17 protein-coding genes are annotated in these 18,150 nt (G+C 70.0%); 3 read left to right on the forward strand and 14 right to left on the reverse strand.

The window, feature by feature from the left end; translation table 11 throughout:
- Positions 1–4 precede the first annotated feature (4 nt).
- From nuoL to ACFIF2_RS24070, 12 genes are read right to left on the reverse strand one after another with little or no spacing between them, the layout of a single operon-like run.
- The gene (gene nuoL, locus ACFIF2_RS24015) at positions 5–1,969 is read right to left on the reverse strand and encodes an NADH-quinone oxidoreductase subunit L (protein ID WP_395575293.1); all 1,965 of its coding nucleotides are present in this window, start codon (positions 1,967–1,969) and stop codon (positions 5–7) included.
- Positions 1,970–1,983: 14 nt separating this feature from the next.
- Positions 1,984–2,283 carry an NADH-quinone oxidoreductase subunit NuoK gene (gene nuoK, locus ACFIF2_RS24020; protein ID WP_004927567.1) on the reverse strand — a complete coding sequence of 100 codons (300 nt, stop codon included), beginning with the start codon at positions 2,281–2,283 and terminating at the stop codon, positions 1,984–1,986.
- On the reverse strand, positions 2,280–3,137 hold the full coding sequence (locus ACFIF2_RS24025; RefSeq protein ID WP_395575294.1) for an NADH-quinone oxidoreductase subunit J: 858 nt from the start codon (positions 3,135–3,137) through the stop codon (positions 2,280–2,282). The genes nuoK and ACFIF2_RS24025 overlap by 4 nt, the downstream gene beginning before the upstream one ends.
- Entirely contained in the window at positions 3,134–3,775 is a 642-nt protein-coding gene (gene nuoI, locus ACFIF2_RS24030; RefSeq protein WP_395575295.1) for an NADH-quinone oxidoreductase subunit NuoI, read from the reverse strand. Before nuoI ends, ACFIF2_RS24025 begins: the two co-directional genes overlap by 4 nt.
- Positions 3,768–5,144 (reverse strand): NADH-quinone oxidoreductase subunit NuoH, encoded by a 1,377-nt coding sequence (gene nuoH, locus ACFIF2_RS24035; protein ID WP_395575296.1) that lies wholly within the window; start codon positions 5,142–5,144, stop codon positions 3,768–3,770. Before nuoH ends, nuoI begins: the two co-directional genes overlap by 8 nt.
- Positions 5,141–7,645, reverse strand: a complete 2,505-nt coding sequence (locus tag ACFIF2_RS24040; RefSeq protein ID WP_395575297.1) for an NADH-quinone oxidoreductase subunit G — start codon at positions 7,643–7,645, stop codon at positions 5,141–5,143. Before ACFIF2_RS24040 ends, nuoH begins: the two co-directional genes overlap by 4 nt.
- Positions 7,642–8,991 (reverse strand): NADH-quinone oxidoreductase subunit NuoF, encoded by a 1,350-nt coding sequence (gene nuoF / locus ACFIF2_RS24045; RefSeq protein ID WP_395575298.1) that lies wholly within the window; start codon positions 8,989–8,991, stop codon positions 7,642–7,644. The genes ACFIF2_RS24040 and nuoF overlap by 4 nt, the downstream gene beginning before the upstream one ends.
- Positions 8,988–9,860 (reverse strand): NADH-quinone oxidoreductase subunit NuoE, encoded by an 873-nt coding sequence (nuoE, locus tag ACFIF2_RS24050; protein WP_395575299.1) that lies wholly within the window; start codon positions 9,858–9,860, stop codon positions 8,988–8,990. The genes nuoF and nuoE overlap by 4 nt, the downstream gene beginning before the upstream one ends.
- Positions 9,857–11,179, reverse strand: coding sequence for an NADH-quinone oxidoreductase subunit D (locus ACFIF2_RS24055; RefSeq protein WP_395575300.1), 1,323 nt, complete (start codon positions 11,177–11,179; stop codon positions 9,857–9,859). Before ACFIF2_RS24055 ends, nuoE begins: the two co-directional genes overlap by 4 nt.
- Positions 11,176–11,931, reverse strand: coding sequence for an NADH-quinone oxidoreductase subunit C (locus ACFIF2_RS24060; protein WP_395575301.1), 756 nt, complete (start codon positions 11,929–11,931; stop codon positions 11,176–11,178). The genes ACFIF2_RS24055 and ACFIF2_RS24060 overlap by 4 nt, the downstream gene beginning before the upstream one ends.
- On the reverse strand, positions 11,928–12,482 hold the full coding sequence (locus ACFIF2_RS24065; RefSeq protein WP_010041554.1) for an NADH-quinone oxidoreductase subunit B family protein: 555 nt from the start codon (positions 12,480–12,482) through the stop codon (positions 11,928–11,930). The genes ACFIF2_RS24060 and ACFIF2_RS24065 overlap by 4 nt, the downstream gene beginning before the upstream one ends.
- A 12-nt stretch (positions 12,483–12,494) precedes the next feature.
- Positions 12,495–12,854 carry an NADH-quinone oxidoreductase subunit A gene (locus ACFIF2_RS24070; protein WP_003974383.1) on the reverse strand — a complete coding sequence of 120 codons (360 nt, stop codon included), beginning with the start codon at positions 12,852–12,854 and terminating at the stop codon, positions 12,495–12,497.
- A gap of 753 nt (positions 12,855–13,607) precedes the next feature.
- Here ACFIF2_RS24070 and ACFIF2_RS24075 point away from each other — a divergent pair.
- Together ACFIF2_RS24075 and def are read left to right on the forward strand one after the other, a co-directional pair.
- Positions 13,608–14,462: a C40 family peptidase gene (locus ACFIF2_RS24075; RefSeq protein ID WP_395575302.1), complete on the forward strand. Its 855-nt coding sequence runs from the start codon at positions 13,608–13,610 to the stop codon at positions 14,460–14,462.
- A 324-nt stretch (positions 14,463–14,786) separates the two neighbouring features.
- On the forward strand, positions 14,787–15,374 hold the full coding sequence (def, locus tag ACFIF2_RS24080; protein ID WP_395575303.1) for a peptide deformylase: 588 nt from the start codon (positions 14,787–14,789) through the stop codon (positions 15,372–15,374).
- Between the two features lie 20 nt (positions 15,375–15,394).
- Here the strand turns inward: def and ACFIF2_RS24085 are convergent, their stop codons facing one another.
- Positions 15,395–16,678 carry a geranylgeranyl reductase family protein gene (locus tag ACFIF2_RS24085; protein WP_395575304.1) on the reverse strand — a complete coding sequence of 428 codons (1,284 nt, stop codon included), beginning with the start codon at positions 16,676–16,678 and terminating at the stop codon, positions 15,395–15,397.
- A 98-nt stretch (positions 16,679–16,776) separates the two neighbouring features.
- Between ACFIF2_RS24085 and ACFIF2_RS24090 the strand changes: the two genes are divergently transcribed.
- Positions 16,777–17,316 carry a GNAT family N-acetyltransferase gene (locus ACFIF2_RS24090; protein WP_395575305.1) on the forward strand — a complete coding sequence of 180 codons (540 nt, stop codon included), beginning with the start codon at positions 16,777–16,779 and terminating at the stop codon, positions 17,314–17,316.
- 112 nt (positions 17,317–17,428) lie between these two features.
- On the opposite strand, the gene ACFIF2_RS24095 is transcribed toward ACFIF2_RS24090, so the two are convergent.
- Complete coding sequence (locus ACFIF2_RS24095) at positions 17,429–18,124, reverse strand: demethylmenaquinone methyltransferase (protein ID WP_395575306.1); 696 nt, start codon at positions 18,122–18,124, stop codon at positions 17,429–17,431.
- Between the last annotated feature and the right edge of the window lie 26 nt (positions 18,125–18,150).

Genomic DNA, 18,150 nt, shown 5'->3' on the forward strand with positions numbered 1-18,150 from the left:
GGTATCAGACCGCCCTCATCAGCAGGGTCGCGGCGACGAGGACCGCCGCGCCGCCGAACATCGAGACCGCGTACGAGCGCGCGAAGCCGTTCTGCAGCTTGCGCATCCGCCCGGACAGGCCGCCGACCGAGGCCGCCGTGCCGTTGACGACTCCGTCGACCAGGGTGTGGTCGACGTAGACCAGGGAGCGCGTGAGGTGCTCGCCGCCGCGGACCAGGACGACGTGGTTGAAGTCGTCCTGGAGCAGGTCGCGCCGGGCGGCCCGGGTGAGCAGCGACCCGCGCGGGGCGACGGCCGGGACGGGGCGGCGGCCGTACTGCGCCCAGGCGGCCGCCACGCCGATGACCATCACGGCGACCGTGGAGACCGTGACCGTCAGGGCGCTGATCGGCGCGTGGCCGTGGTCGTGCCCGGTGATGGGCTCCAGCCAGTGCACGAAGCGGTCACCGATGCTGAAGAACGCGCCGCCGAACACCGAGCCGACGGCCAGCACGATCATCGGGATCGTCATGCTCTTCGGGGACTCGTGCGGGTGCGGGGGTGTGTACTCGCCGCGCGTGTCGGCGGCGGGCTCCACGTCGGGCTTCGCCGGAGACGGCGTCGGCGCGTTCCGCCAGCGCTCCTCGCCGAAGAAGGTCATCAGCATCACGCGCGTCATGTAGTACGCCGTGATGGCCGCGCCCAGCAGGGCCACGCCGCCGAGGATCCAGCCCTCGGTGCCGCCCTTGGCGAACGCCGACTCGATGATCTTGTCTTTGGAGAAGAAGCCGGACAGGCCCGGGAAGCCGATGATGGCGAGGTAGCCGAGGCCGAAGGTGATGAAGGTGACCGGCATGTACTTGCGCAGCCCGCCGTAGCGGCGCATGTCGACCTCGTCGTTCATGCCGTGCATGACGGAGCCGGCGCCGAGGAACAGCCCGGCCTTGAAGAAGCCGTGCGTCACCAGGTGCATGATCGCGAAGACGTAGCCGATGGGGCCGAGACCGGCCGCCAGCACCATGTAGCCGATCTGCGACATCGTCGAGCCGGCCAGCGCCTTCTTGATGTCGTCCTTGGCGCAACCGACGATCGCACCGAACAGCAGCGTGACCGCGCCGACGATGGCGACCACCAGCTGCGCGTCGGGCGCGCCGTTGAAGATGGCGCCGGAACGGACGATCAGGTACACGCCCGCCGTCACCATGGTCGCGGCGTGGATGAGCGCGGAGACCGGGGTCGGGCCCTCCATCGCGTCCCCGAGCCAGGACTGCAGCGGCACCTGGGCGGACTTGCCGCAGGCGGCCAGGAGCAGCATCAGGGCGATCGCGGTGAGCTTGCCCTCGTCGGCCGAGCCCGCGAGTCCCGCCTCCCCGTGGCCGCCGAGCACCGGCCCGAAGGCGAAGGTGCCGAACCACAGGAACATCAGCATGATCGCGATGGACAGGCCCATGTCGCCGACGCGGTTGACCAGGAAGGCCTTCTTGGCGGCGGTGGCGGCGCTGGGCTTGTGCTGCCAGAAGCCGATCAGCAGGTAGGAGGCGAGACCGACGCCTTCCCAGCCGACGTACAGCAGCAGGTAGTTGTCGGCGAGGACGAGGATCAGCATCGCCGCGAGGAACAGGTTCAGGTAGCCGAAGAAGCGGCGACGGCGCTCGTCGTGCTCCATGTACCCGATCGAGTACAGGTGGATGAGCGAGCCGACACCGGTGATCAGCAGGACGAACGTCATCGACAGCTGGTCGAGCCGGAAGGCGATGTCGGCCTGGAAGCCCTCCACCGGGATCCAGCTGAACAGGTGCTGCGTCAGGGTGCGGTCCTCGGCGCCGGCGCCGAGCATGTCGGCGAAGAGGACGGCGCCGATCACGAAGGACGCGGCGGCCAGCACCGTGCCGATCCAGTGACCGACGGCGTCCAGCCGGCGTCCGCCGCACAGCAGGACCGCCGCTCCGAGCAGAGGCGCCGCCACCAGCAGCGCAATCAGATTCTCCACGATTCAGCGACCCCTCACAGCTTCATCAGGCTGGCGTCGTCGACCGAGGCCGAGTGGCGGGAACGGAACAGGGACACGATGATCGCGAGCCCGACCACGACCTCCGCGGCGGCGACGACCATCGTGAAGAAGGCGATGATCTGGCCGTCGAGGTTGCCGTGCATGCGGGAGAAGGCGACGAACGCGAGGTTGCAGGCGTTGAGCATCAGCTCGACGCACATGAACACCACGATCGCGTTGCGCCGGATCAGCACACCGGTGGCGCCGATCGTGAACAACAGGGCCGCGAGATACAGATAGTTGACGGGGTTCACTTGGACGCCTCCTCGGACCGCTTGAAGTTGGCCGGTTCGACCGCCTTGCGCTCCAGGCGTTCCTCGGCGCGCTGCTCCAGGGCCTTGAGGTCGTTGAGCGCCTCCATCGACACGTCGCGGATCTGGCCGCGCTCACGGAGTGTCTTGCTGACCGTCAGCTCGGAGGGGGTGCCGTCGGGCAGCAGGCCCGCGATGTCGACCGCGTTGTGCCGGGCGTAGACGCCGGGCGCGGGCAGCGGCGGCAGCTGCTTGCCCTCGCGGACGCGCTTCTCGGACAGCTCCCGTTGCGTCGCGGCGCGTTCGGTGCGCTCTCGGTGGGTGAGCACCATGGCGCCGACGGCGGCCGTGATGAGCAGCGCGCCGGTGATCTCGAAGGCGAAGACGTACTTCGTGAAGATGAGGGAGGCGATGCCCTCCACGTTGCCGTTCGCGTTCGCCTGGGCGAGGCCGGTGAACTCCGAGACGGAGGCGTTGCCGATGCCGGCGACCAGCAGGATGCCGAAGCCGAGCCCGGACAGCAGGGCCAGCCAGCGCTGGCCCTTGATGGTCTCCTTCAGGGAGTCCGCCGCGGTGACACCCACGAGCATCACCACGAAGAGGAAGAGCATCATGACCGCGCCGGTGTAGACGACGATCTGCACGATGCCGAGGAAGTAGGCGCCGTTGGCGAGGTAGAACACCGCCAGGACGATCATGGTCCCGGCGAGGCAGAGCGCGCTGTGCACGGCCTTCTTCATGAAGACGGTGCACAGGGCGCCGATCACCGCGACGGTGCCGAGGATCCAGAACTGGACGGCCTCCCCGGTGGAGGTGCCGGCGGAGAGAGTCGCCGCGGCGGCGAGCTGCCCGGTCATCGGCGGATCACCTCCTCCGAGGCCGGTTCCGTCCCGCCGAAGGTCGAGTCGCCCTCCTGGACGACTTCCCCCTTGGAGTGGGCGACCTGCTGGACGGTGCCGGGCGCGGCCTCCGTGACCAGGCCCCGGTAGTAGTCCTGCTCGTCCGTGCCCGGGTAGATGGCGTGGGGCGAGTCGACCATGCCCTCCTCCAGGCCGGCGAGCAGCTGCTCCTTGGTGAAGATGAGGTTGGCGCGGCTGGAGTCGGCCAGCTCGAACTCGTTGGTCATCGTCAGCGCGCGCGTGGGGCACGCCTCGATGCACAGGCCGCACAGGATGCAGCGGGCGTAGTTGATCTGGTAGACGCGGCCGTACCGCTCGCCGGGCGAGTAGCGCTCCTCGTCGGTGTTGTCCGCGCCCTCCACGTAGATGGCGTCGGCGGGACACGCCCAGGCGCACAACTCGCAGCCGACGCACTTCTCCAAGCCGTCCGGATGGCGGTTGAGCTGGTGCCGTCCGTGGAAGCGCGGAGCGGTGGTCTTCTGCTGCTCCGGGTACTGCTCGGTCAGCCGCTTCTTGAACATGGCCTTGAAGGTCACGCCGAAGCCGGCCACGGGGTTCTGGAAACCGGGGTGGGTCTCCTTGGGTTCCTCAGCCATCGGACGCCTCCTTTCCATCCGTAGATCCGCCCAGCGGTCCGTCACTGTGAGTATCGGGCCCGCCACTGACAATCAGCTCCCGCTCCCGGCGCGGACGGCGCCTGGGCACCGGCGGCAACTCCTGCCCGGGCAGCGGCGGTACGGGGAACCCGCCGGCCATCGGGTCGAAGCCGGCCGGTTCCTCGGCGGGGGCCTCGGCCTGCTTGCCCTTGTCGCGGTACATGTCCACGACGAACGACAGCACCAGCAGGACCAGGACGCCGCCGCCGATGTAGAGGGCGATGTCGGTGAACTCGTAGTTCTCGTTCCTGAGGGCCCGCACGGTCGCCACGAGCATCAGCCAGACCAGGGAGACCGGGATGAGGACCTTCCAGCCGAGCTTCATCAGCTGGTCGTAGCGGACGCGCGGGAGCGTGCCGCGCAGCCAGATGAAGAAGAACAGCAGCAACTGGACCTTCACCACGAACCAGAGCAGCGGCCACCAGCCGTGGTTGGCGCCCTCCCAGAAGGTGCTGACCGGCCAGGGAGCCCGCCAGCCGCCGAGGAAGAGGGTGGTGGCGACCGCCGAGACCGTCACCATGTTCACGTATTCGGCGAGCATGAACATCGCGAACTTGATCGACGAGTACTCGGTGTTGAAGCCGCCCACCAGGTCGCCCTCGGACTCCGGCATGTCGAAGGGGGCGCGGTTGGTCTCGCCGACCATCGTGACGATGTAGAGGATGAAGGAGACCGGCAGCAGCAGGATGTACCAGCGGTCGGTCTGCTGGGCGACGATCTCCGACGTCGACATCGACCCCGAGTAGAGGAAGACCGAGGCGAAGGCGGCGCCCATCGCGATCTCGTAGGAGATCATCTGCGCGCACGAGCGCAGACCGCCGAGCAGCGGGTACGTCGATCCCGAGCTCCAGCCCGCCAGCACGATGCCGTAGATGCCGACCGAGGCGACCGCCAGGATGAACAGCATGGCGATCGGCAGGTCGGTGAGCTGCATGGCGGTGCGGTGCCCGAAGATCGAGACCTCGTTGCCGGCGGGCCCGAAGGGGATCACCGCGATCGCCATGAAGGCCGGGATGGCCGCGACGATCGGCGCGAGGACGTACACCGCCTTGTCGGCGCGCTTGACGACGAGGTCTTCCTTGAGCATCAGCTTGATGCCGTCGGCGAGCGACTGGAGCATGCCCCAGGGGCCGTGCCGGTTCGGTCCGATGCGCAGTTGCATCCAGGCGACGACCTTGCGCTCCCACACGATGGAGAACAGCACGGTCACCATCAGGAAGGCGAAGCAGAACACCGCCTTGACGACCACCAGCCACCAGGGGTCGGTGCCGAACATCGAGAGGTCTTCAGCGGCGAGGTACGGGCTCATGCCTCCACCTCCTTGGGGGCCTCACCGGCGGGCGTCGCCGGGCCGATGCGGACGAGGGTTCCGGGCAGCACCCCGGCGTCGGAGGCGACGCCGGTGCCGGCCGAGTTCAGCGGGAGCCAGACCACCCGGTCGGGCATCTCGGTGACCTGGAGGGGCAGCGCGACGACGCCGGCGGGACCGGTCACGGCCAGTACGTCGCCGTCCTTGACGCCCGCCTCGGCGGCCGTGGCGGCCGACACGCGCGCGCGTGCGGCGTGCCGGGTGCCGGCGAGCGCCTCGTCGCCCTGCTGGAGGAGGCCCTGGTCGAGCAGCAGCCGGTGTCCGGCCAGTACGGCCTCACCGGCGGCCGGCCGGGGCAGCGCGCCCGCGGTGTGCAGCGGGTCGCCGGCCCGCGGCCCGCCCCACGCGCCGAGCCGGTCGATCTCCGCGCGGGTGGTGCGCAGATCGGGCAGGCCCAGGTGCACGTCCATTGCGTCGGCCAGCATCTGCAGGACGCGGGCGTCGGCGGGGGCGACGCGGCGGGTCATCTGGTCGGGCTTGAGCGCCGCCTCGAAGAAGCGCACCCTGCCCTCCCAGTTGAGGAAGGCGCCCGCCTTCTCGGCGACCGCGGCGACCGGCAGGACGACGTCGGCCAGTGCGGTGACCTCGCTGGGCCGCAGCTCCAGCGACACCACGAACCCGGCCTCGGCGAGTGCGGCACGCGCGCGTGCCGGATCGGGCAGGTCGGCGACCTCCACGCCCGCCACCAGCAGCGCCTGGAGCTCGCCCCGGGCCGCGGCCTCGACGATCTCGCCGGTGTCGCGGCCGTAGCGGTGCGGCAGGTCGGCCACCCCCCAGACCGCGGCGACCTCCTCCCGCGCGCGCGGGTCGGTCGCCGGGCGTCCGCCCGGCAGCAGCGACGGCAGCGCACCCGCCTCGATCGCGCCGCGCTCCCCGGCTCGGCGCGGGATCCACACCAGGCGGGCGCCGGTCGCGGCGGCGGTCCGCACGGCGGAGGTGAGTCCGCCGGCCACCGAAGCCAGCCGCTCGCCGACGACGATCACGGCCCCCTCGGCGCGCAGCGCCTCGGCGGCCAGGGCGCCGTCGTCCTCCAGGCCGGCGCCGCTCGCGAGGGCGTCCAGCCACTCGGTCTCGGTACCGGGCGCGGCGGGCAGCAGCGTGCCGCCGGCCTTCTCCAGACCCCGCGTGGCGTGCGTGGCGAGGGAGTAGACCTTCTGTCCGTGCTTGCGCCAGGCCTTGCGCAGCCGCAGGAAGACGCCGGGGGCCTCCTCCTCGGCCTCGAAGCCGACCAGCAGGACGGCGGGCGCCTTCTCCAGCGCGGTGTACGTGACGCCCGTACCGTCGAGGTCCTTGCCGCGTCCGGCGATCCGGGCGGCCAGGAAGTCGGCCTCCTCGGGGCTGTGCACGCGCGCGCGGAAGTCGATGTCGTTGGTGTCGAGCGCCACGCGCGCGAACTTGCTGTACGCGTAGGCGTCCTCGACGGTGAGCCGGCCGCCGGTCAGGACACCGGTCCGGCCCCGCGAGGCCAGCAGCCCCTGCGCGGCGATCTGCAGGGCCTCCGGCCAGGAGGCCGGTTCCAGGTCGCCCTCCGCGTTGCGCACCAGGGGCGTCGTCAGCCGGTCCCGCTGCTGCGCGTACCGGAAGCCGAAGCGGCCCTTGTCGCAGATCCACTCCTCGTTGACCTCGGGGTCGTCGGCCGCCAGGCGCCGCATGACCTTGCCGCGCCGGTGGTCGGTGCGGGTGGCGCAGCCGCCGGAGCAGTGCTCGCACACGGACGGCGAGGAGATCAGGTCGAAGGGGCGGGAGCGGAACCGGTACGCCGCCGAGGTGAGCGCGCCGACCGGGCAGATCTGGATGGTGTTGCCGGAGAAGTACGACTCGAAGGGGTCGCCCTCACCGGTACCGACCTGCTGGAGCGCGCCCCGCTCGATCAGCTCGATCATCGGGTCGCCCGCTACCTGGTTGGAGAACCGGGTGCAGCGGGCGCACAGCACGCACCGCTCGCGGTCGAGCAGCACCTGGGTGGAGATCGGCACGGGCTTCTCGTAGGTCCGCTTCTTCCCTTCGAAGCGGGACTCGGCCTGGCCGTGCGACATGGCCTGGTTCTGCAGGGGGCACTCGCCGCCCTTGTCGCAGACCGGGCAGTCCAGGGGGTGGTTGATGAGGAGCAGCTCCATCACGCCGTGCTGCGCCTTCTCGGCGACGGGTGAGGTGAGGTGGGTCTTCACCACCATCCCGTCGGTGCAGGTGATGGTGCAGGACGCCATGGGCTTGCGCTGGCCCTCGACCTCGACGATGCACTGGCGGCAGGCGCCGGCCGGGTCGAGGAGGGGGTGGTCGCAGAACCGGGGGATCTCGATGCCGAGCTGCTCGGCGGCCCGGATGACCAGGGTGCCCTTGGGCACGCTGATCTCGACGCCGTCGATCGTCAGCGAGACGAGGTCCTCCGGCGGGAGGGCCGCCTGCCCCCCGCCCGAGGGAGCGTTGGTGGTCACAGTCATGCGTTCACCTCCGTGCGGTCGGCCCAGGCCGTCGACCTGGCCGGGTCGAAGGGGCAGCCGCGGCCCGTGATGTGCTGCTCGTACTCCTCGCGGAAGTACTTGAGCGAGGAGAAGATCGGCGAGGCGGCGCCGTCACCGAGGGCGCAGAAGGACTTGCCGTTGATGTTGTCGGCGATGTCGTTCAGCTTGTCGAGGTCGGCCATCTGTCCCTTGCCGGCCTCGATGTCGCGCAGCAACTGGACCAGCCAGTACGTGCCTTCGCGGCAGGGAGTGCACTTGCCGCAGGACTCGTGGGCGTAGAACTCGGTCCAGCGGGTGACGGCCCGTACGACGCAGGTCGTCTCGTCGAAGCACTGGAGCGCCTTGGTGCCCAGCATGGAACCCGCGGCGCCCACTCCTTCGTAGTCGAGGGGGACGTCGAGGTGCTCGTCGGTGAACATCGGCGTCGAGGAGCCGCCCGGTGTCCAGAACTTCAGCCGGTGACCGGGGCGCATGCCGCCGCTCATGTCGAGGAGCTGGCGCAGCGTGATGCCGAGCGGCGCCTCGTACTGGCCGGGGCTCGCGACGTGGCCGCTGAGGGAGTAGAGCGTGAAGCCCGGGGACTTCTCGCTGCCCATCGACCTGAACCAGTCCTTGCCCCGGTTCAGGATCGCGGGAACCGACGCGATCGACTCGACGTTATTCACCACAGTCGGGCAGGCATAGAGGCCGGCCACAGCAGGGAAGGGGGGACGGAGCCGCGGTTGACCCCGGCGGCCTTCGAGCGAGTCGAGCAGCGCGGTCTCCTCACCGCAGATGTACGCGCCCGCGCCCGCGTGCACGGTGAGGGTGAGGTCGAGTCCGCTGCCCAGGATGTTCTCGCCGAGGAAGCCGGCCGCGTAGGCCTCGCGCACGGCCTCGTGCAGCCGCCGCAGCACTGGCACGACTTCACCACGCAGATAGATGAAGGCATGCGAAGACCTGATGGCGTAACACGCGATGACGATGCCCTCGATGAGGCTGTGCGGGTTCGCGAAGAGGAGCGGGATGTCCTTGCAGGTCCCCGGCTCCGACTCGTCGGCGTTGACAACTAGATAGTGAGGCTTGCCATCCCCCTGGGGAATGAACTGCCACTTCATCCCCGTCGGGAACCCCGCGCCGCCGCGTCCGCGCAGACCCGAGTCCTTGACGTACGCGATCAGGTCGTCCGGCGACATCGCCAGCGCCTTGCGGAGCCCCTCGTACCCCTCGTGCCTCCGGTAGACGTCGAGAGTCCAGGACTCGTCCTCGTCCCAGAAGGCCGACAGCACGGGTGCGAGCAGTTTCTCCGGGCTGCTGCCCTTGATCTCGGCTGCCACAGTCATCACTCCCCCTCCTCGGCGGTAGGCCCTGCCGGGTGGGAAGGGTCGGATGCCGATGTGTCCTGCGGCGCGTCGTGCGAGCTCAGGTGTTCCGTCGGGGACGGGTCGTGCGCGGCCCGGTCCTGCGGTGCGTCGTGCGGTCCGCCGTCCCGCGGGTGCACCACGCGCGCGGCGGACGCCTCGCCCTTGGCCAGCTTCAGGCCGGCCAGGGAGGCGGGACCCGCGCTGCCGCCGGCCGCGACGGCGCCGTCCCGCTCGTCGGGGAAGCCCGCCAGGATCCGGGCGGTCTCCTTGAAGGTGCACAGCGGCGCACCGCGCGTGGGCGTCACCGGCCGTCCCGCGCGCAGGTCGTCGACGAGGCGCCTGACGCTCGCCGGGGTCTGGTTGTCGAAGAACTCCCAGTTGACCATCACGACCGGCGCGAAGTCGCAGGCCGCGTTGCACTCGATGTGCTCCAGGGTGACCTTGCCGTCCTCGGTGGTCTCGCCGTTGCCGACGCCCAGGTGCTCCTGGAGGGACTCGAAGAGGGCGTCGCCGCCCATCACCGCGCACAGCGTGTTGGTGCAGACGCCGACCTGGTAGTCACCGCTCGGCCGGCGCCGGTACATGGAGTAGAAGGTCGCCACCGCGGTGACCTCGGCGGTGGTGAGGCCCAGCATGTCCGCGCAGAACCGCATCCCGGTGCGCGTGACGTGTCCCTCCTGCGACTGCACGAGGTGCAGCAGGGGCAGCAGGGCGGACCGGGAGTCCGGGTAGCGGGCGATGACCTCGCGCGCGTCGGTCTCCAGCCGGGCCCGGACGTCGTCCGGGTAGGCGGGCGCGGGCAGTTCCGGCATGCCCAGGCTGACGCCCCGCTCCGAAGAAGAGGTGGTCACCGGTCGACGCCTCCCATCACGGGGTCGATGGACGCCACGGCGACGATGACGTCGGCGACCTGGCCGCCCTCGCACATCGCCGCCATGGCCTGAAGGTTGGTGAAGGACGGGTCGCGGAAGTGGACCCGGAAGGGGCGGGTGCCGCCGTCGGACACGACGTGCACCCCGAGTTCGCCCTTGGGCGACTCGACCGCCGTGTACGCCTGTCCCGGCGGCACGCGGAAGCCCTCGGTGACCAGCTTGAAGTGGTGGATCAGGGCCTCCATGGAGGTGCCCATGATCTTCTTGATGTGGTCGAGGGAGTTGCCGAGTCCGTCCGGGCCCAGGGCGAGCTGGGCGGGCCAGGCGATCTTCTTGTCGGCGACCATGACCGGGCCGGGCTGGAGCCGGTCCAGGCACTGCTCGACGATCCGCAGCGACTGGCGCATCTCCTCCAGCCGGATCAGGAAGCGGCCGTAGGAGTCGCAGGTGTCGGCGGTCGGGATGTCGAAGTCGTACGTCTCGTAGCCGCAGTAGGGCTGGCTCTTGCGCAGGTCGTGCGGCAGGCCGGTGGACCTGAGGACCGGGCCGGTGGCGCCGAGGGCCATGCAGCCGGCCAGGTCGAGGTAGCCGACGTCCTGCATGCGGCCCTTGAAGATGGGGTTCCCGGTGGCGAGTTTGTCGTACTCGGGGAGGTTCTTGTTCATCTTCTTCACGAACTCGCGGATCTGGTCCACCGCGCCGGGCGGCAGGTCCTGGGCGAGTCCGCCCGGGCGGATGAACGCGTGGTTCATCCGCAGGCCGGTGATCAGCTCGAAGATGTCGAGAACCAGTTCACGATCGCGGAAGCCGTAGATCATGATCGTGGTGGCGCCCAGCTCCATCCCGCCCGTGGCGATGCACACCAGGTGGGACGAGAGGCGGTTCAGCTCCATCAGCAGGACCCGGATGACCGACGCCCGGTCCGGGATCTGGTCCTCGATGCCGAGGAGCTTCTCGACGCCCAGGCAGTACGCCGTCTCGTTGAAGAACGGCGTCAGGTAGTCCATGCGCGTCACGAACGTGGTGCCCTGCGTCCAGGTCCGGTACTCGAGGTTCTTCTCGATGCCGGTGTGCAGGTAGCCGATGCCGCAGCGGGCCTCGGTGACCGTCTCGCCGTCGATCTCCAGGATGAGGCGGAGCACGCCGTGGGTGGACGGGTGCTGCGGGCCCATGTTGACGACGATGCGCTCGTCGTCGGCGCGGGCCGCGGACTGGACGACCTCGTCCCAGTCACCGCCGGTGACCGTGTAGACGGTGCCTTCGGTGGTCTCGCGAGGGGAGGCGTGGGAAGTGCTCATGAGTACGACCTCCGCTGGTCCGGAGCCGGGATCTGGGCGCCCTTGTACTCGACGGGGATGCCGCCGAGGGGGTAGTCCTTGCGCTGCGGGAAGCCCTGCCAGTCGTCCGGCATCATGATCCGCGTCAGGGCCGGGTGACCGTCGAAGACGATGCCGAAGAAGTCGTAGGTCTCGCGCTCGTGCCAGTCGTTCGTCGGGTAGACGGCGAACAGCGACGGGATGTGCGGGTCGCTGTCGGGCGCGCTGACCTCGAGCCGGATCAGCCTGTTGTGGGTGATCGAGCGCAGGTGGTAGACGGCGTGCAGCTCGCGGCCCTTGTCGTTCGGGTAGTGGACGCCGCTGACGCCGGTGCACAGTTCGAAGCGCAGGGCCGGGTCGTCGCGCAGGGTGCGGGCGACGCGGACGAGGTGCTCGCGCTCGATGTGGAAGGTCAGTTCGCCGCGGTCGACGACCGTCTTCTCGATGGCGTTGGCGGGCAGGAGCCCCTGCTCCTCCAGGGCGCCCTCCAGCTCGTCGGCTACCTCGTCGAACCAGCCGCCGTAGGGCCTGCTCGCCGGTCCGGGGAGCCGGACGGAGCGGACCAGGCCGCCGTAGCCGGAGGTGTCGCCGCCGTTGTCGGCGCCGAACATCCCGCGCTGGACGCGGATCTCCTCGCCGCCCTGGCCGCGCTGGCCCGGGAGGTTCTCCGCGGACAGCTCCTTCTCGGGGTTGACCCCGTCGGCGTCACCCGCGGTGTTGTTCGCGTCGCTCACCGCAGCAGCCCCTTCATCTCGATGGTGGGCAGGGCCTTGAGCGCCGCTTCCTCCGCCTCGCGGGCGGCCTCCTCGGCGTTCACGCCGAGCTTCGAGGTCTGGATCTTCTGGTGGAGCTTGAGGATGGCGTCCATCAGCATCTCGGGCCGCGGCGGGCAGCCGGGGAGGTAGATGTCGACCGGAACGATGTGGTCGACGCCCTGGACGATCGCGTAGTTGTTGAACATGCCGCCCGAGGAGGCGCAGACCCCCATGGAGATCACCCATTTCGGGTTCGGCATCTGGTCGTAGACCTGCCGCAGCACCGGCGCCATCTTCTGGCTGACCCGGCCCGCCACGATCATGAGGTCCGCCTGCCTCGGCGAACCGCGGAAGACCTCCATGCCGAAGCGCGCCAGGTCGTAGCGGCCGGCGCCGGTGGTCATCATCTCGATGGCACAGCAGGCGAGGCCGAACGTGGCGGGGAAGACGGACGACTTGCGCACCCAGCCCGCGGCCTGCTCGACGGTGGTCAGCAGGAAGCCGCTCGGCAGTTTTTCTTCGAGTCCCATGTCAAAGGCCCCTCAGTCCCATTCCAGGCCGCCGCGCCGCCATACGTACGCGTACGCGACGAAGACGGTGAGCACGAAGAGCAGCATCTCCACGAGCCCGAAAATCCCCAGGGCGTCGAAGGTGACGGCCCAGGGGTAGAGGAAGACGATCTCGATATCGAAGATGATGAAGAGCATCGCCGTCAGGTAGTACTTGATGGGGAAGCGCCCGCCGCCGGCCGGCGTGGGGGTCGGCTCGATGCCGCACTCGTAGGCCTCGAGCTTCGCCCGGTTGTACCGCTTCGGACCGATCAGCGTGGCCATGACCACGGAGAAGATCGCAAAGCCTGCCCCGAGGGCTCCCAGTACGAGGATGGGCGCATACGCGTTCACCGCTCCTCGCTCCTCTCAGTCGGCACTGACTGCTGGCGGTTGCACTGGGCTCACTTCCGCTCCATCAGCCCCACGAGCCCCGCTCGTCCCGGCGAAGATCGCGAACATGTGAAGCAGGTCACAAGCCCAACTGCCTCGCATCTTATGCCTGCCGCTCTGTGATCTGCGACACGGGGTATTGCACAAGCTTTGTGATCTCCACCACCTGACGAAGGATCATGAAGTCGGATGAGCGGTGATCTTCACACAAGAAGCATTCAGTTGATCACCAGAGGTGACATTTTCGATCGTCACCGCTGGCCAGAGGGTGTGGGCGGCGGGCGTCTCCATATCAAGATGGTTCCCTTGCATGCAAACTGGCGCTGGACGCGGCCACTTGATAGAGGGCGCGTTCACACCTCAGAGGGAGGGCGGAGTGCGATGTGGACACGTGCACGCGTTCACGAGCACCGCGGAGGCCGGTCGCGCACGACGGACGCGGTCGATCGCGCAACCGTTCCGTGACCTGCATCACATTCATGAGAGACGCCTGAGAACCGGGCTTGGCCAACCGTCCCAACAAGTGGTAAGCGCGGGGCAATTCGGGCGTAACGATCAAAGACCGTGATCACAGGCTGGTTACGGACCGCCCGCAATGTCCGTTAGGGCGTCAATAAGGAGCGACACACCCGGGATTCGGTGCCCGATTGAACAACTGTGGCGGAGCACACGTTTCTTGAAGGTATGGAGGAGCTCCTGATACCGGTTGTCCCTATGTCCCACACCGCTCACATACGCAGCCACCGGAAGCCCCGCCGCAGCGCGTCGACCATCGCGATGCGGGCCGGAGTTGCCGGTGGCGTCCTCAGCACCCTGGCAGTGGCCGGGGCGTCGGGTTCGGCCAACGCGGCCGAACCGGTGACGCAGACCCTCGAACTGCCCACCCTGACGGCCGACCTGGCCGCTCAGGTCGCCCAGTCCGCGGACGTCACGCAGCAGGCGGCCGCGAGCTACGAGCTGCAGGCCGAGCGTGACGCGGCCGCCGCCAAGGCCGCCAAGCAGGCCAAGGCGGACCTCGCCGAGGCCAAGAAGAAGGCCGCGGAGGAGAAGAAGAAGGCCGAGGAGGCCGAGCGCAAGGCCGCCGCCGAGCGCGCCTCCCGCGCCGCCGAACGCGCCACCCTGAGCGCCTCGGTGGACACCGGGTCCTCCGTCGGCTCCGACAGCTCGGGCTCGGGCAGCAGCAGCGTCGGCAGCAGCAGCTCCTCGTCGGCCACCGGTTCGGCCGCCGCCGTCATCGCCTTCGTGGAGGCCCAGGTCGGCGACGCCTACGTCACCGGCGGCACCGGCCCCAACTCCTGGGACTGCTCCGGTCTGGTGCAGGCCGCCTTCAAGCAGGTCAACATCGACCTGCCGCGCGTCTCCCAGTCCCAGTCGACCGCCGGCACGCAGGTCGGGCTGGACAACCTCCAGCCGGGCGACATCCTGTACTGGGGCGGCGCGGGCAGCGCGTACCACGTGGGCGTCTACGTCGGCGACGGCATGTTCGTCGGCGCGCAGAACTCCTCCACCGGCGTCGTCAAGGCGTCGCTCGACTACGACCCGCCGAGCGGCGCGGTGCGCGTGCTGTAATCCACGCGCACACCACGTACGACGCGGACCCGTCCGCACGAAGGGCCGCAGCCGCTCGGGGGCTGCGGCCCTTCGGCATCCCGGGGCCCCGAGGCCCTGCGGCCCGCCGCGACGTCGCGGCGCTCCTTCGAGATCTCGGGGCCCCCGTCGGCACGGCGCGGCGCTCCCCCGCGACCTCGCCACGCTCTCCCGCGACCTCGCGGCGCTCGTCCGCGATCTCGCGGCGCTTCTTCGGGTTCTCTCCCGGCTCCCCCGCGCCTCCTGGCATGCTCGGCGCGGGCCGGCGCCCGGCCGGCCCGTCCACGAGCCGAGGGAGAGCACGTCATGCCGAACGTCTTCGTCCAGGGGCGGCCCGCCGCCACCTTCCCCCCGCTCGCACCGGAGGCCCTGCGCGGGTCGGTGCGGCGGGTCACCGAGGTCGGCGAGGAGGTGCTGCACAAGCCGTGCCGGGACGTCACCGAGTTCGGGCCCGACCTCGCCGCGCTCATCGACGACATGTTCCGCACGATGTACGTCGCCGAGGGCTGCGGACTGGCGGCCAACCAGGTGGGGGTGGACCTGCGCCTGTTCGTGTACGACTGCCCCGACGACGACGGTGTCCGACATGTCGGGCACATCGTGAACCCGGTGCTGGACCCCCTCGACCCGGCCGGCCGGCGCCTGCTGGAGGGAGGGGAGGGCTGCCTGTCGGTGCCGGGTGCCGTCATGGCCGTACCGCGGCCCGACCGGGCCGTCGTGCGGGGCCTCGACAAGGACGGCGCCCCGCTCGTCGTCGAGGGCACCGGCTACTTCGCACGCTGCCTGGCCCACGAGACCGACCACGTGAACGGGCACCTGTACCTGGACCGGCGCGCGGAGGTGTTCGCGCGCCGGTCCGCCAAGGCCCGGGCCCTCGACGAGGGCCAACACTGACCAGGCTTGATCAGGTTTGATCAGGCCTTCGGCGCGACCTTGCTCAGTCCGTTGATGATGCGGTCCATCGCGTCGCCGCCCGTCGGGTCCGTCAGGTTGGCGAGCATCTTGAGGGTGAACTTCATCAGGAGGGGGTGGGTGAGGCCGCGCTGGGTCGCGATCTGCATGACCTTCGGGTTGCCGATGAGCTTCACGAAGGCGCGGCCCAGCGTGTAGTAGCCGCCGTAGGTGTCCTTCAGGACGCGCGGGTAGCGCTGGAGGGCGATCTCACGCTGGGCCGGAGTGGCCCGCGCGTGTGCCTGGACGATGACGTCGGCGGCGATCTGCCCGGACTCCATGGCGTAGGCGATGCCCTCGCCGTTGAAGGGGTTCACCAGGCCGCCGGCGTCGCCGACGAGGAGCAGGCCCTTGGTGTAGTGGGGCTGGCGGTTGAAGGCCATGGGCAGGGCCGCGCCGCGGATCGGGCCGGTCATGTTGTCCGGGGTGTAGCCCCAGTCCTCGGGCATGGACGCGCACCAGGCCTTCAGGACCTCACGCCAGTCCAGCTCCTTGAAGGAGTCGGACGTGTTCAGCACGCCGAGGCCGACGTTCGAGGTGCCGTCGCCCATGCCGAAGATCCAGCCGTAGCCCGGCAGCAGGCGGTCCTGGGCGCCGCGGCGGTCCCACAGCTCCAGCCAGGACTCCAGGTAGTCGTCGTCGTGGCGGGGCGAGGTGAAGTACGTGCGGACCGCGACGCCCATCGGACGGTCCTCGCGGCGGTGCAGGTCCATCGCCAGGGACAGCCGCGTGGAGTTGCCGTCGGCGGCGACGACCAGGGGGGCGTGGAAGGTGACCGGGGTCTTCTCCTCGCCGAGCTTGGCCTCGACGCCGGTGATGCGGCCGGTGCGGTCCTCGCGGATGGGGGCGCCGACGTTGCAGCGCTCGTACAGGCGGGCGCCGGCCTTCTGGGCCTGCCGGGCGAGCTGCTCGTCGAAGTCGTCGCGCTTGCGGACGAGTCCGTAGTCCGGGAAGGAGGCCAGCTCCGGCCAGTCCAGCTGGAGGCGGGAGCCGCCGCCGATGATGCGCAGGCCCTTGTTGCGCAGCCAGCCGGCCTCCTCGGAGATGTCGATGCCCATCGCCACGAGCTGCTTGGTGGCGCGCGGGGTGAGCCCGTCACCGCAGACCTTCTCCCGGGGGAACGCGGTCTTCTCCAGCAGGAGGACGTCGAGTCCGGCCTTGGCCAGGTAGTACGCGGTGGTGGAGCCGGCTGGCCCCGCGCCCACGACGATCACATCGGCGGTGTTGTCGGAGAGGGGCTCGGTCACGGCGGGATCTCCCCAGAGTTCGAAATCTGCGTGCCGACGGGCACTGGACATGGGCAGTCTATTCAGCGTCACCGACCACCCGGCTGAAGGGCTGCCCAGTGAACCGAGCTGTGCCCGTTGTACGGTTGCGCGTCCCCACCGACGAGGACGCCGTCGCCTGGCACCGGATCTTCGACGATCCGGACGTCATGGAGTTCCACGGCGGGAGGTCCGCGGAGCTGTCCGTCTACGAGGAGCTCACCGCCCGCCAGCGCCGGCACGACGCCGAGCACGGCTTCTGCCTGTGGACCATGGTGGACGAGTCGGGCCGGGTGATCGGCTTCACCGGGGCCCAGCCGTGGCCGCAGGACTGGGGCCCCAAGGGCGAGATCGAGATCGGCTGGCGCCTCGGGCGGGACCACTGGGGCAAGGGGTACGTCACGGCGGCGGCCCGGCAGACCCTGGAGCGGGTGCGGGCCGCCGGTGTGGCGGAGGTCGTGGCGATGGTCAACGCGCGCAACACCCGCTCGATCGCGGTCACGGAGCGGCTCGGCATGCGGCTCGCCGAGGTCTTCACAACCCCGGTCTCCGAGCAGCAGGGGCACTGCTACCGGCTCCCCCTGACCGCACTCGCGCAGGGTGATCGAGTGTCGCGGTGAGCCACGTGACGCTTCCCGGCGGAGCGGCTCCGGGCGGTACCTGGCGGAGCGGCTCCGCCCGTACCCCGCGGAGCGGCTCCCCCGGGTACGGGTACCGCCTACCGCGCCGCCCTCAGCTCTCCTTGAACCCGCGGTGCAGCGCCACCACGCCGCCGGTGAGGTTCCGGTACGCCACCCGGGACCAGCCGGCCTTGCCGAGCCGCTGGGCGAGCGCCGCCTGGTCGGGCCAGGCGCGGATGGACTCGGCGAGGTAGACGTACGCGTCGGGGTTGGACGACACCGCGCGGGCCACCGGCGGCAGGGCGCGCATCAGGTACTCGGTGTAGACGGTCCGGAACGGCGTCCACGTCGGGTGCGAGAACTCGCAGATGACGACCCGGCCGCCGGGCCGCGTCACCCGGTACATCTCACGCAGCGCCGCGTCCGTGTCCTGGACGTTGCGCAGCCCGAAGGAGATGGTGACCGCGTCGAACACGTCGTCCTGGAACGGCAGCCGCGTCGCGTCGCCCGCGGTGAACGGCAGCCACGCGTGCCGCTCCTTGCCGACCTGGAGCATGCCGAGGGAGAAGTCGCACGGGACGACGTAGGCGCCGGTGCGGGCGAAGGGCAGGGAGGAGGTCGCGGTGCCGGCCGCGAGGTCCAGGACCTTCTGCGCGGGGCGGGCGTCGACGGCCGATGCGACCGCCTTGCGCCACGCGCGGTCCTGGCCGAGCGAGAGCACGGCGTTCGTCAGGTCGTACCGTTCCGCGACGTGGTCGAACATCGAGGCGACTTCGTGCGGCTGCTTGTTCAGGGAAGCGCGGGTCACCGGCCCATTGTTGCAGCACCCGCCCC

The organism is Streptomyces sp. BK79 (assembly GCF_044142145.1).
Taxonomy (GTDB): Bacteria; Actinomycetota; Actinomycetes; order Streptomycetales; family Streptomycetaceae; genus Streptomyces.